We start from the raw sequence: 13,441 nt of genomic DNA, 5'->3' as shown, positions 1-13,441 counted from the left end.
CGACGCGGCCCGCCCGTGGACGGCTGGCACTGGGTGAGCCCGTTCGGCGTTCCGCCCGCCCTGGTCAGCGGGCGGGGGCGGTTCCCAGCGTAAGGCTGCCGGGGACCAGGTGGAACGTGGCTCAGGCGCCGACGCGGAAGCGGGCGAAGCGCTTGAGGGCGACGCCGTTCTCCTCGAGGACCTTGGCGACGGACTTCTTGTTGTCCTTCGCGAAGGCCTGCTCCAGAACGGAGTTCTCCTTGACGAAGCCGGTGACGCGACCCTCGACGATCTTCGGCAGGGCGGCCTCGGGCTTGCCCTCCTCGCGAGCGGTGGCCTCGGCGACGCGGCGCTCGTTCTCGATGTCCTCGGCCGGGATGTCCTCGCGGGACAGGTACTTCGGCGCGAAGGCGGCGATGTGCTGCGCGACGTCCTTGGCGACCTCGGCGTTCTCCTTGTCCAGCTCGACCAGGACGCCGACGGCCGGCGGCAGGTCGGGGCTGGTCTTGTGCAGGTAGACCGCGACGAAGCCGTCACCGTCGAACTGAGCGAAACGACGGAAGACGATCTTCTCGCCCAGGGTCGCGTTGGCCTCGTCGACGAACTGCTGGACGGTCTTGCCGGCCTCGATCTCGGACGCCAGGGCGGCGTCCAGGTCGGCCGGGGCGGTCTTGGCCACGTGGGCGGCGATCGCGTCGGCAACCTTGACGAAGTTGTCACCCTTGGCGACGAAGTCGGTCTCGCAGTTCAGCTCGACCAGAACGCCGGACTTCTTGTCCTCGGCGATCAGCGCGGCGACGGCGCCGTTGGAGGCGTCACGGCCCTCGCGCTTGGCAACGCCCTTCTGGCCCTTGATGCGCAGGAGCTCGACGGCCTTCTCGACGTTGCCCTCGGCCTCGTCCAGGGCCTTCTTGCAGTCCATCATGCCGGCGCCGGTGAGCTCACGGAGCTTCTTGACGTCCGCGGCGGTGAAGTTCGCCATGGTGTGAATCTCTTCTCGCGTCTCGCGTGTCTGCGTGGGGAGACGCCGGGACCGATGGTTCGGTCCCGGCGTGGGAGAGAGGGGCACCTACCGGTGTCGTACCGGCGGGTGCCCCTCACCCTTGGTGCGTCAGGCCTGCTCGGCCGGAGCCTCGGTGGCCGGAGCCTCGGTGGCCGGAGCCTCGGCGGCGGGGGCCTCGGCGGCGGGGGCCTCCTCGGCCGGAGCCTCAGCGGCGGCGGGGGCCTCCTCGGCCTTCTTCTCGCCCTCGATGAGGTCCTTCTCCCAGTCGGCCAGCGGCTGGTCGGCACCCGGCTCGGCCTTGACGTCGCCCTTGGCGACACCGGCACGGGCCTTCAGGCCCTCGGCGACGGCGTCGGCGATCACACGGGTCAGCAGGGTGACGGAGCGGATCGCGTCGTCGTTGCCCGGGATCTTGTAGTCGACCTCGTCGGGGTCACAGTTGGTGTCGAGGATGGCGACGACCGGGATGTTGAGCTTCCGGGCCTCGCCGACCGCGATGTGCTCCTTCTTGGTGTCCACGATCCAGACGGCGCTGGGAACGCGCTGCATGTCGCGGATACCGCCGAGGGTCTTCTCCAGCTTGTCGTGCTCGCGCTGGAGGACCAGGAGCTCCTTCTTGGTGAGGCCGGAACCGGCCACGTCCGCGAAGTCCAGCTCGCCGAGCTCCTTCAGGCGCTGCAGGCGCTTGTAGACGGTCGAGAAGTTGGTCAGCATGCCGCCGAGCCAGCGCTGGTTCACGTAGGGCATGCCCACGCGGGTGGCCTGCTCGGCGATGGCCTCCTGGGCCTGCTTCTTCGTGCCGACGAAGAGGACGCTGCCGCCGTGGGCAACGGTCTCCTTGATGAACTCGAAGGCGCGGTCGATGTAGTTCAGCGACTGCAGGAGGTCGATGATGTAGATGCCGTTGCGCTCCGTGATGATGAAGCGCTTCATCTTCGGGTTCCAACGGCGGGTCTGGTGACCGAAGTGGACGCCGCTCTCCAGCAGCTCCCGCATCGTGACGACGGCCATGGCCGTGCTCCTCAGGTGTTACGGCCCGGCGGTCGCGCAGCGGACGGCGGTTCGCGCGGTGGCGCTCCCCGCTCGTGCGGTGCGGTCGGCCGGGTCAGGCTCGGTTTGTCCGTGGCGGCCAGGTGACAGCCACGCCTGACGCCCCGAACGTGCCGAGCCGCTTCCACCCACTCGATCCGGGGACCGGGCGGGCTCGGCGGACCGAGCGGCACTCGCACCTGGCGGAGGCAGCGGCTGAGCCGCGTTCGTCCACCGGTGGCGGGGCGTGCGAAGTCGACCCGGCGGACCGGGTCGCGTGTGAAGTGTACGGGAAGCGCCGAGGGGCGGGCGACTCCGCGGCTGGCGGAGGGCCTGGGGCGGGTGGGTCCGCGGGGGCGGGAGAGGGGGCGGCGGGGCCGTCGGCGCGTCGGTGGTGGGTCGGTGGCCGGCCGGTGGCCGACCGGTGGTGCGTTGCTGGTAGGCCGCTGGTATGCAGCTTGTCCACCGGATGGCGGTGCCCGTACACCCCTTGGAGGGATGGGTGCAGGCCGTGAGGGCGGTTTGTCCACAGGTATCCGGAAGTGGGTGGTGTGGGGGCGGCGACGCAGTGAGCCTCGGGGCATGACTGTTCGCGCCGGGTGCCCGGCTCCGTCCGCCGTCGGGCCGGCCTGGTCAACGCCGGCCGGGTTCGTGCTGGGCCGGTTCACGCCGGGCCGGTTCGGTCAGGCCGGGGTAGGCGGGACGGGCAAGGGGAGGGAGAGGGGGAGGGAGAGGGGTGTGGTGCGAGGGTTGGTCGTCGTGCTGGCGGCGCTGATGCTGCTGGCTTCCGTTCCTGACTATGGCTATGGCTATGGCTATGGCTATGACGGTGCGGTGCGGAGCTCGGCTCTCGGTGGAGCTGCCGGCCCCGGCCCGGGCGGCGAACGGGCCTGGCCGGTGGGCGGGCCCGGCGGGGTGCTCGGTCGGTTCGAGCCGCCGGCCAAGCCCTGGGCCGCCGGGCACCGGGGAGTGGACCTCGCCGGCGCGCCCGGGGCGGAGGTACGAGCGGCGGCCGCGGGAGCGGTCACCTTCTCCGGGCTGGTGGCGGGACGCCCGGTAGTGACCGTCACCCACCAGGGCTCGGGATCCCCTCCGTTGCGGACCACCTACCTGCCCGTCGCCGGCACCGTCCCGGTCGGCACCGCGCTAACCGCCGGGCAGGTGATCGGGCGGCTCGCCCCCGACGGGCGGCACTGCCCCGCGCGGGACTGCCTGCACTGGGGGCTGCTGCGCGGCGGGCGCTATCTCGACCCGCTGGCCCTGTTCGGCGCGGGGGCGGCGCGACTGCTGCCGCTGGGCGGCGCCGGGCACACCAGGCCGGACGAGCCGGGTGGGCCGGGCGGGCTGGTTGGGCTGGTTGGTGGCTCAGGTCCGGTCGAGGCCGTGCAGGGCCATGGCCACGGCGGCGTCCGCAATCAGCTCGGGGCGCTCGGCAGCACACCCGCTGCATTCCCCGGAGGCCAGTTTCTCGGCCCGGCGGACGGCCGCCTCCACGATCCCCTGGAGCAGCGCCGCGGCGAGCCTGGGCTGCGCGTGACCGAGATCCTCCAGGGCCTGGACCACTAGGCCGACCAGCTTGCCGTGCGCCACCCGGATGCGCTCGCGCGCGGCATCGTCGAGTTCCAGCGCGGAGATCGCCACCACCGCCCGGTGGCGCGGATCGGCGGCCAGCGCCAGTTGGCCCCGGACATACGCCTCGATCCGGTCGGCCGCGCTGTCGCAGCTCTCCATCCCGGCCTCGATCTCGGCCGCCCAGAGCGGGAAGTCCACCTCGCAGAGCGCCTCGACCACGGCGGCCCGGGAGCGGAAGTACTCGTAGACCGAGGAGCGCGCCAGAGCGGTGCGCGCCGCGAGCGCGGGGAAGGTCAGCGCCTCCATGCCGCCCTCGGTGAGCAGGGTGCGGGCAGCGTCAAGGAGGGCTGCCCGCTGCAGCTGGCGATGCTCGGCCACCGTGGCCGCTCGGATCTTCGGCACGCTCCCACTGTACGGAGCCCTACGTGCGGCAGATACGGCGCCGCGCATTTGGGTGGGAAGCGCAGGCGCGCGACGCGGCGTACGAGCGGGCGTGCGGTGAGGCGTTCAGCCGGGCTGGAGCCCGTGGTTGAGGCCGGGCGCGCACCCCGGGGATACCTCCCGGGGTAGTGGACAGGCGTGCGACCCGGGGATGCCGCCGCGCCGGGCAGGCCCGGCGCGCGCTACCGAATGTCCGACAGCTTGGCGCGCAACTGGAGGACGGATTTGGTGTGGATCTGGCTCACCCGGCTCTCCGTCACCCCGAGCACCTGGCCGATCTCGGCGAGGGTGAGGCCCTCGTAGTAATAGAGCGTCACCACGGTCTTCTCCCGCTCGGGGAGGGTGTTGACCGCCTGGGCCAGCAGTCGGCGCAGCTCACGGTCCTCGGCAACCTCGACCGGGTTGTCGGCGCCGTGGTCCACCAGGGTGTCCATCAGGCTCAGCCGGTCGCCGCCCTCCCCCACCGGGTGCAGCAGCTCGTCCAGGGCCACCACGTTGGCCAGGGACAGCTGGCTGAAGATGGCGTGCAGATCCTCGATCGCGATGCCCATCTCGGCCGCGACCTCGGGATCGTGCGGCGTCCGGCGCAGCCGGGCCTCCAACGTCGCGTATGTCCGCTCGACGGCTTTCGCCTTCTGCCGCACCGAGCGCGGAATCCAGTCCAGGGCCCGCAGTTCGTCGATGATCGCGCCGCGGATGCGGCTGATCGCGTAGGTCTCGAACTTGATGGCGCGGTCGATGTCGAACTTCTCGATCGCGTCGATCAACCCGAAGACCCCCGAGGAGACGAAGTCGGCCTGCTCGACGTTGGAGGGCAGGCCGACCCCGACCCGCCCCGCCACGTACTTGACGAGCGGCGAGTAGTGCAGGATCAGCTGCTCGCGCAGTCGCTGGTCACCGGTCTCCTTGTACGAGCGCCAGAGCTCTTCGAGCGCGGTGCGTCCCTCGGCTCCAGACCCCTGGGCCCCGGGCCCCTGCCCGCCGAGCCCCTGACCGCCGAGCCTCTGACCGCTGGGCCGCTGACCGCTGGGCCCCTGCTCCGGGCCTGGCGGGGAGGTGCCGTCCGGCGCCAGGGGGCCGCCGGCGCTCGGGTGGGGTGCGCCGTCGATGGCGGCGGCGCCGACCGCGTCGGCGGTCTGGCCTGGCACCGCCGACGGCCGGCCGCCCTGGCGCGACAAGCCTCCCATGGTCCCCGTCGCCTTGGGCGGGAACTCGGTCACGGGGCGCCGCTCGGTCCGCGGCCCTCCCGAGGACCGGGCGCCACCGGTCACTCTGTGTCCGGGAATGTGTGTGGGCATGCGTTGGTCTGCGCCGTTCTGCCGAGTCATGTGCTGATAGGGAAGACATGTGGAGCGTAGCGTGACCGACTCGCTGCAATGCGCTACCGCCACTCGGTCGTCCCTCGATCCGGTGGCGTTCGTGTCACCGGATCCGGGCACTCGAGCGGAAGAACCGGATCAGCAGGTCAGCCGGGCGATTCCGGCGCGCCTCCCCTCGGCGCAGAGGTGCTCTTCGCTCGGGCCGTCACCTCCTCCGCACCAGGCGCCAGTGCGCACCATGCCGCTCGACGTAGCCGAGCGATCCCAACTCGTAGAGCCGCTGCAGTACTTCGTCCGGCGGAAGTCCGGACTGCCGGGCCAGCCGCTCGACCGGCGCACCCTCCGCCGTCGCCGGGACGGCCTCCAGCACCCGGGCCACCGCAGGCTCCAGCAGATCCCGGGGCAGCACCGGTCCACTGCGCTGCGGCGCCAGGTCGTCCCCGATCGCCCCGATCAGCTCGGTGATCTCGGCGGCGTCGGTGACCAGCGTGGCGCCGCCGCTGCGGATCAGGGCGTGCACCCCGGCCGAGAGTGCCGAGGTCACCGGGCCGGCGACGCCCATGGTGTGGCGGTTGAGGTCCCGCGCCCGTCTGGCAGTGCTCAGCGCACCGCTGCGCACCGCCGCCTCGACCACCACGGTGCCTCGGGTGAGCGCCGCGATGACCCGGTTGCGGAGCACGAAGCGGAAGCGGTTCGGGTGCTCCCCGGGCGGGAGTTCACTGACCAGCAACCCCTGGACGCCGATCCGCCGGATCAGTTCGGCGTTGCCCTTCGGGTAGGACACGTCGACCCCGCAGGCGAGCACCCCGACGGTCATCCCGCCGACGGCGAGCGCCCCTCGGTGGGCGGCCGCGTCGATTCCGTAGGCGGCTCCGGACACCACGACCCAGCCGCGCTCGGCCAGTTGGGCCGACAACTCCCCCGCGACGTGGGCGCCGTAGGCCGTGCACGCCCGGGAGCCGACCATCGCCACCGAGCGGAGTGCGAGCAGCCGCAGCGAGCCCGTGCCGGTCGTCCAGAGCCCGATCGGCCGCCCGTCACCCAGATCGTCGAGTTGGCTGGGCCATTCCGTGTCCCCCGGAATGATGAAGCGTCCACCAACGGCTCGTACCCGTTCCAGGTCCTCGGCCGGGTCCAGACCGGGGAGTCTCGCCTGGTAACCGGCGAGTCGGGGAGAGTCCAGCCCGGGATGCGCGGGCACCGTCCCGTCCCGGATCGCCTGGACGGTGTCGGCGGCGGAGAGCTGGCCGAGCCATCGGCCGACCACCGCGTCTCCGGGCTCGCTGAGCCGGCTGAGCACGACGCGGGCGAGGCGCTCCGGATCGCGCCCGGGCACGGCCGCCGATCCACCAGGCGGCTGGCTGTGCGTCATCATCGGGTTCATGCCTCACCCTCCTCGTTCGCCGCATGCTGGTCGCGTTTCCTGGACCGCCGGGCAGGGCTGGAGAGGGCGGACTGGTCAGGACCGGTGGGGCGGTCCTGGTGACCGGGGCTGCCTGGACGGTCGGGGCCGCCTGGACCACCGGAGTCGGCTGGAGGATCGGGGTGGTCGGCTTTCTCGAACGGGCCCACCCGGCCCTGCGCTTCGGACGGATCGTCGACCGGACCGCGCTGGGCCGGGATGCGCCCGAGTCGGCCGTAGAGCCGCTCGGTCAGCGGCAGCCCCTGCTCGACTCCGGTGCGCAGGACCAACGCGGTGCGTACGTCCCGCTGGTCCGGCCGGTCGCGACCGGCGAGGTCCGCGACCGTCCAGGCGACCCGGAGCACCCGGTCCAGGCCGCGGGCGGTCAGCAACCCCCGCTCCAACTGGCGCCCGACGTCGTTCAGTGCGCCGGGTTCGAGCTGCCAGCGGGTGCGCAGCTCATGGCCCGGGACTTCCGCGTTGGTCCGCCACGGGGTGCTCGCCAGGCGGGCCGCCGCCCGGTCCCGCGCGGCCAGCACCCGGGCCGCGACGGTCTCGGTACTCTCCGCCGTGGCGTCCCGCTCCATGAGTTCGATCCTCGTCACCGGGGCGACCTGGACCTGGAGGTCGACCCGGTCCAGCAGCGGTCCGGAGAGCCTCCCCTGGTAGCGGCTGACCATCGCGGGGCTGCACTCGCACCCCTCGCCCCGCCGTGAGTACCGGCCGCACGGGCAGGGGTTGGCGGCCAGGCAGAGCAGGAACCTGGCCGGGAGCCGGAGCGATCCGGCCGAACGGGCGATCACCACCTCGCCCGACTCCAGCGGCTGGCGCAGCGCGTCGAGCACCCGGACGGGGAACTCCGGTGCCTCGTCCAGGAACAGCACGCCCCGGTGGGCCAGTGAGACCGCCCCCGGTCTCGGCAGACCGCTGCCGCCACCGACGATCGCCGGCATCGTCGTGGAGTGGTGCGGGGCGCAGTACGGCGCCGTGTCGATGAGCGGGCGCCCGGCCGGAAGCAGCCCGGCGACCGAGTGCACGGCGGTGACCTCCAGCGCCTCCTTCTGGGTCAGCGGCGGGAGCAGCGAGGGCAGCCGCTCCGCCAGCATCGTCTTGCCCGCGCCCGGTGGGCCCTTGAGATACAGGTGGTGTCCGCCTGCGGCGGCGATCTCCAAGGCGCGCCGGGCCTCGTACTGGCCGGCCACATCGGCCAGGTCGAGGCGCGCCACCCGGTCGTCGGGCAGTCCCCGGACGCCGGCGCTGGGCAGCATCAGGCCGGCCATCAGCGGGTCCGGCCGGCCGCTGATCGGGTCGGGCGGCTCCTCCGGCGCGGGTGCGCCGGTCAGGACGGCGACCAGCTGCCGCAGGCTGCGGACTCCGATCACGCTTACCCCGGGGACGAGCGAGGCCTCGGGCGCGGTCTGCTCCGCGACCACGACCCGCTGGTATCCGGCGTCGGCCGCGGCCAGCACCGACGGCAGCACCCCGCGGACCGGCCGCACCCGGCCGTCCAGCCCCAGTTCGCCGATGATCAGCAGATCGGCGATGGACGACGGGTCGAGCCGCTCGGCCGCGGCCAGGACGGCACAGGCCACCGCGAGGTCGAAGCCGCTGCCGCTCTTGGGCACCGAGGCGGGGCTGAGCCCGACTGTCAGCTTGCGCTGCGGCCACGCCTCGCCGCTGTTGACCACGGCCGCGCGTACCCGGTCGCGGGCCTCGGACAGCGCTTTGTCGGGCAGGCCGACCAGGGTGAACGCGGCCACCCCGGGCTCCAGATCGGCCTGGACCTCGACGATCACTCCGTCGACGCCGACCAGCGCGACGGAACAGGTACGGGCGAAGGCCATCTCAGACCACCCCCCGCAGGTGGTCGACCACGGCCGCACCCCGGGCCCGGTTGACCACTGCCACCAGGTCGATCCGCACGCCCCCGGGTGGTGCGGGCGGCCAGTGCGGGTCCGTCGGCCCCGGGTCGTAGCCGGGACCGGCCAGTTTCGCGAAGTGGCCGGGCCAGCGCTCGGCCATCCAACGCTCGGCCAGACGTTGCAGCCGGGCGGCCTTGGCCTGGCCGATGGCCTCGCTGGGTTGCTGGAAGCCCCGCTCGGAGCGGGTCTTCACCTCGCAGACCGCCACGGTGTCGCCGTCGAGGGCGACGATGTCCAGCTCCCCCTCGACACAGCGCCAGTTGCGGTCGAGGATGCGGAGCCCGGCCTCCATGAGGCGCCGGGCGGCGACCCGCTCCCCGTAACGGCCGAGCCCGTTGTTGGTGCTGCGGCCGTTGGTGCTGCGGCGCGAGCCCGGCCCGGCGCCGCCCTGCGGGTCGTCCCGCGTGCCCTCCCGCACGCCGCCGCCCGCTCCGGTCGGGTCCGGTACGGCCGCACCCGGTACGGCCTGGTCCTGCACGATCGTGTTCTGCACGGTGACCACCTCCGCCGTGGAGGCTGCACCGTCGAGCACGGCGGGACCGGGAATTTCCCATTCCCTGTGGATAACTCAAGGCCTGTGGATAACTTTTGTCACCCGCAGGAGTGAGAGGCCCCGATCGCGCGAAATTCCGCTGGACAACGCGGGGCAGAGCAGTCCAACGTCAGTTCCCGAAGCCGGACTCGTCCGAGGGCAGCTCCAGATCGCTCTTCGCGAGTTCCTCGATGTTCACGTCCTTGAAGGTCAGCACCCGGACCTTGCGGACGAACCGGGCCGGCCGGTACATGTCCCAGACCCACGCATCCGCCATCGACACCTCGAAGAAGACCTCGCCCTGGACCGAGTGCACCTGCAACTCGTAGTCGTTGGTGAGGTAGAAACGTCGCTCGGTCTCGATCACGTACTTGAACAGGCCGACGACGTCCCGGTACTCCCGGTAGAGCTTGAGCTCCATCTCGGTCTCGTACTTCTCGAGATCTTCGGCACTCATCCAGGCGTCCCCTCAACTTGTCACGTCCACCCATTGTGGACCACCGCACCCACGCTCAGAGCCGTACCGGAGCGACCGGCGGGCCCTGGGCCAGCAGTCGCTCCAGGAAGTCCGCCAGTCCGACCGGATAGACCGTCTCGGCGGTCCCCCTCAACTCCTCGACCGTCCACCAGCGCGCCGCGAGCAGGTGGGCGTGTTCGTCCTCGCCCATCCCCGAGTGGTCGAGACCCGTCTCCGTGGTCCGGGCCAGGTGGAACCACTGGTCCTGCTCGTAACGCTGTCCCTGAAAGGAGAACGACACCGTGCCGTACGCCACCAAGGGCCCCAGGTCCACACCCCGCAGGCCGGTCTCCTCCGCGAGTTCCCGAGCGGCGGCCTCCCGCACGTCCTCCCCGGGCTCCAAGCCGCCCCCGGGCGTGAACCACCAGGCCTCCCCCGGCGTCGCCGGGTCGGAGCCCAGGAAGAGGAGGATGCGGTCCTGCCCGTCCAGCAGCAGGATCCGCGCCGCCCTACGCCGTTGTGCCGTCATGGCAGCGCTCCACGCTCCTTCCGTTCGCGTCGGTGGCGCTACCGATCCTGCCACCCGGCGCGGCCGTCCGGGGCGATGTTCGACAGAGCGGCCCGGGCCTCGACGGCCGCGGTCAGGAGCTGCGCCCCCGGCGGAGCCGACGGGCCAGGCCCGCCACCCCGCCCACCGCCGACACCACGAGGATCAGCGCCGCGCCCGCAACGGTCGCGTAGGCGGCCGGCTGCAGCGGCCCGGGCTCACTGCCCTTCGGGCCCGCGAGCCCGTCGAAGGCCGTGGTCCGACCCAGGTCACCCATCCGGCCGAACGGCAGCAGGGTGGCCTCGACCCGGGCCTCCACCGCGTCGGCCGGGACGGTCCCGCTGTCGACCTCCAGGTGGGTGCGGGAGTCGAGCGAGCCCAGCCGGTTGTCGCCGAGCAGGAACAGCCGCCCCGGCGGCACGGTGACGCTGAACGGGGTGCCCTGCGGGCCCTGCGCCGCGAGGTAGGGCTCCTCCACCGGCTTGCCGTCGACCGTCAGCCCGTGGTCGTTCCCGTTGGCCGCGACGGTGTCCCCGCCGACCGCGACCACCCGCTTGACCATGAGCTCGCCGCCCCAGGCCTGGTCCCGGAAGACGACCACGTCGCCCCGGCCGACGGCCCCGCCGCCGACCTTCCGGGCGAGCACGGTGTCCCCGATCCGAAGCGTGGGGGACATCGAGGCGGTCGGGATGTTGTACGGCCGGTAGTCGATCGCGATCAGGGCGAAGCCGCCGATCATCAGCACCAGCCCGAGCGCGATCGCCACGCCCTGCAGCACCGCGGCGGCCCGGCGGCCCGGACGGGCGGGCGCAGCCGGGCGGTCGGCGGTCTGGTCAACGACACTGCTCATCGAAACCGTCCACCTCTGGCCGACCGGAGAACTCCACTGGCACGCCGGAGGCCCCGGCGGAAAAGCCGACGGGCCGTGGCACGTCCGAGCAGATTACTCGTCGGTACCACGGCCCGCGCAAGGCCTGGGGTGAACCCGGTGGAGCTCAGGAATCCTTCCGGCGGTCCTTCCGGTCCCGCACCCGACGCACCAGCGGGAGCAGCGCGACCGCGCCCACCGCACCGGCCACGGGCGGCGCCATCGGCGCGGCCGCCGCCAGCCCCGTCTGGTTGAAGGTGTTCGGCACCGGAAGCGTCGACCAGTGGTTGATCGGCCAGGCCACCACGAAGGCGCGCCCGACCACGTTGCCCACCGGCACGGTGCCGCCGCCCGGCTGGTCCATGTGGAACCGGGAGTCCAGCGAGTCCGCCCGGTGGTCGCCCATCACCCAGATCCGACCGTCGGGCACCTTCAGTGGACCGAACGGGTGGTCACCGCAGGGAGTGTTGCCCGGGTAGACGTACGGCTCGTTGAGCGCGTCTCCGTTGACCTTGACCGGTCCCTCGCCATGGCACTCGACGGTGTCCCCGCCGACCGCGATGACCCGCTTGATCAGGTCCTTCTCGTTGGTCGAGGGCATCAGACCGACGAAGCTGAGCACGTCCTGGACACCCCGGACGAAGGAGTTGCTGCTCTGCTGGGTCGGCTCGTCGTTCAGCCAGCCACCCGGGTCGTGGAACACCACGACCTCGCCGCGCTCGGGCTCGGCCCCGAACCAGGGGGTCAGCTTGTCCACCAGGACGCGGTCGCCGACCTGCAGCGTGTTCTGCATCGACTCCGACGGAATGGAGAACGCCTGGACGAAGAAGGTCTTGATCACGAGCGCCAGGACCAGCGCGATGCCGATCAGGATCGGCAGTTCCTTCCAGAAGGAACGCTGCTTGTGCTGCTTGTCGGGGGCCTGCGATTCCGACTGGTCCGCCGACTCGCCATCGGGCCGCTGGAACTCCGAGGAGCCCCCGGTGGGGCCCTGCGCCCCATCGCCCTGGTCGTCGGCGGACTGGGCCGCCGTGTCCTCGGCCGAGGCCGAGGGGGCACCGGACTCGGCGGACCGGGCCGCCCGACGGCCGGAGCCCTCGGGCTCGCCCGCGCCTGAGCGGGCGCCGATCACCACATCCCCCACAACATCTCCTCCCTGCTGTGCGGACGCCCGTGCGCCCGCGCTCAGAGTGCCGCACAGCGGGCACCACGCTCACCGTGACCACGGCCGGTTCAGGAACTGCCCATCGCGGGCTCCCCTGACACCAGCACAGCCTCGGCACGCGACCGGGACCAATCCCGGCCGCACCTGCACTTCTCTATCACTCCAAGGCATCCGGCTCGCGGTCCAACGCGCGCGGCCCGGCCGCTCGACGGCCGGCCAGGCTCACACAGAAGGCCGCCCAGGCCGGCGAACGGCGACCGGAAGGATGCCCAACACACCCATAACGAGCGGAGGTTCCATCGGAACCGGCCCAACGCCCACGGGTTCCGGCACAGTTCCGCGCGCTTGCGGAGCCCGCGCCAACGAGGAGAGTGAACTCGGCACGTCAAGTTGATGGAAGCGGTCCAGGGGCCAGGCGATCACGAAGGCCCGGCCGACCACACCGCTCAGCGGGATCGTCCCCTGCCCCGGATTCCCCATGTGGAAGCGGGAGTCGGCGGACACGTCCCGGTGGTCGCCCATGACCCAGAGCCGCCCCTGCGGCACCTTCACCTTGAAGGGCTGCCGGGACGGCGGGTTGGCGGACGCGACGTACGACTGCTCGTCCACCGGCGTGCCGTTGACACTGAGCCGCCCCTGCGCGTCGCAGCACTCCACGGTGTCCCCGCCGACACCGATGACCCGCTTGATCAAGTCCTGCTCGCTGTCCGACGGCAGCAGCCCGACGAAGGTGAGGACCTGCTTGGCCGCCCCCAGTACCGGACCGTCGCCGGACAGCTTGCGGTCGCTCTCCAACCAGCCGCCCGGATCCTTGAACACCACCACGTCGCCGCGCTGCGGCTCGCTGCCGAACCAGGGGGTCAGCTTGTCCACCAACACCCGGTCCCCGACCTGGATGGTCTGCTCCATCGAACCCGAGGGGATCACGAACACCTGGATCAGGAAAGTCTTCATCACCAGCGCGACCAGCAGCGCCACCAGGATGATCAGCGGGAACTCGCGCAGCAGCGACCGGCTGCGCCGCCGGGCCGCCCGCCTGGCGCTGCGACGGCGCGCGGCCCGGCCCCGGACCGGCGCGGTCTCGGCCGGGCCGACGCCCCCGGGGACGGCACCTCCTGGCCGCACGCCGTCGGGTCCCACGCCGTCGGGTCCCACACCGTTCGACCCGGCGCCTTTCGATCCTCCATCGCCCGGCTGCGGAACCC

General features: G+C 72.3%; 11 protein-coding genes and 2 pseudogenes. 1 reads left to right on the top strand and 12 read right to left on the bottom strand.

Annotated features, from left to right (window positions below; all coding sequences use genetic code 11):
• Positions 1–121 precede the first annotated feature (121 nt).
• Both tsf and rpsB read right to left on the bottom strand, forming a co-directional pair.
• Positions 122–961: a translation elongation factor Ts gene (gene tsf, locus P3T27_RS35055; protein ID WP_280685338.1), complete on the bottom strand. Its 840-nt coding sequence runs from the start codon at positions 959–961 to the stop codon at positions 122–124.
• Between the two features lie 129 nt (positions 962–1,090).
• Positions 1,091–1,993, bottom strand: coding sequence for a 30S ribosomal protein S2 (rpsB, locus tag P3T27_RS35050; protein ID WP_280685337.1), 903 nt, complete (start codon positions 1,991–1,993; stop codon positions 1,091–1,093).
• 516 nt (positions 1,994–2,509) lie between these two features.
• Between rpsB and P3T27_RS41100 the strand changes: the two are divergent.
• A pseudogene (locus P3T27_RS41100) lies at positions 2,510–3,253 on the top strand (peptidoglycan DD-metalloendopeptidase family protein); the annotation flags it as partial.
• A gap of 123 nt (positions 3,254–3,376) precedes the next feature.
• Here P3T27_RS41100 and P3T27_RS35040 read toward each other — a convergent pair.
• From P3T27_RS35040 to lepB (P3T27_RS34995), 10 genes and pseudogenes are all read right to left on the bottom strand, one after another.
• Positions 3,377–3,961, bottom strand: a complete 585-nt coding sequence (locus P3T27_RS35040; RefSeq protein WP_280685364.1) for a TetR family transcriptional regulator — start codon at positions 3,959–3,961, stop codon at positions 3,377–3,379.
• Positions 3,962–4,206: 245 nt separating this feature from the next.
• A complete protein-coding gene (whiG, locus tag P3T27_RS35035) occupies positions 4,207–5,211 on the bottom strand; it encodes an RNA polymerase sigma factor WhiG (RefSeq protein ID WP_348534186.1) in 1,005 nt (334 codons plus the stop codon).
• Between the two features lie 337 nt (positions 5,212–5,548).
• Positions 5,549–6,718 (bottom strand): DNA-processing protein DprA, encoded by a 1,170-nt coding sequence (gene dprA / locus P3T27_RS35030; RefSeq protein ID WP_280685363.1) that lies wholly within the window; start codon positions 6,716–6,718, stop codon positions 5,549–5,551.
• 281 nt (positions 6,719–6,999) lie between these two features.
• Positions 7,000–8,589: pseudogene (locus P3T27_RS35025) on the bottom strand (YifB family Mg chelatase-like AAA ATPase); the annotation flags it as partial.
• Between the two features lies 1 nt (position 8,590).
• Positions 8,591–9,085, bottom strand: a complete 495-nt coding sequence (locus tag P3T27_RS35020; RefSeq protein WP_280685362.1) for a YraN family protein — start codon at positions 9,083–9,085, stop codon at positions 8,591–8,593.
• Between the two features lie 244 nt (positions 9,086–9,329).
• Entirely contained in the window at positions 9,330–9,656 is a 327-nt protein-coding gene (locus P3T27_RS35015) for a DUF2469 domain-containing protein (RefSeq protein ID WP_030056781.1), read from the bottom strand.
• A 55-nt stretch (positions 9,657–9,711) separates the two neighbouring features.
• The gene (locus P3T27_RS35010; RefSeq protein ID WP_280685336.1) at positions 9,712–10,185 is read right to left on the bottom strand and encodes an NUDIX domain-containing protein; all 474 of its coding nucleotides are present in this window, start codon (positions 10,183–10,185) and stop codon (positions 9,712–9,714) included.
• 112 nt (positions 10,186–10,297) lie between these two features.
• Complete coding sequence (gene lepB, locus P3T27_RS35005; RefSeq protein ID WP_280685335.1) at positions 10,298–11,053, bottom strand: signal peptidase I; 756 nt, start codon at positions 11,051–11,053, stop codon at positions 10,298–10,300.
• Positions 11,054–11,198: 145 nt separating this feature from the next.
• The gene (gene lepB, locus P3T27_RS35000) at positions 11,199–12,215 is read right to left on the bottom strand and encodes a signal peptidase I (RefSeq protein ID WP_280685334.1); all 1,017 of its coding nucleotides are present in this window, start codon (positions 12,213–12,215) and stop codon (positions 11,199–11,201) included.
• Between the two features lie 243 nt (positions 12,216–12,458).
• On the bottom strand, positions 12,459–13,214 hold the full coding sequence (gene lepB, locus P3T27_RS34995) for a signal peptidase I (RefSeq protein WP_348534185.1): 756 nt from the start codon (positions 13,212–13,214) through the stop codon (positions 12,459–12,461).
• Positions 13,215–13,441 lie beyond the last annotated feature (227 nt).

This window comes from Kitasatospora sp. MAA19, assembly GCF_029894125.1.
Lineage (GTDB): Bacteria > Actinomycetota > Actinomycetes > Streptomycetales > Streptomycetaceae > Kitasatospora.
This window is presented reverse-complemented; position numbering and strand designations above follow the sequence as displayed.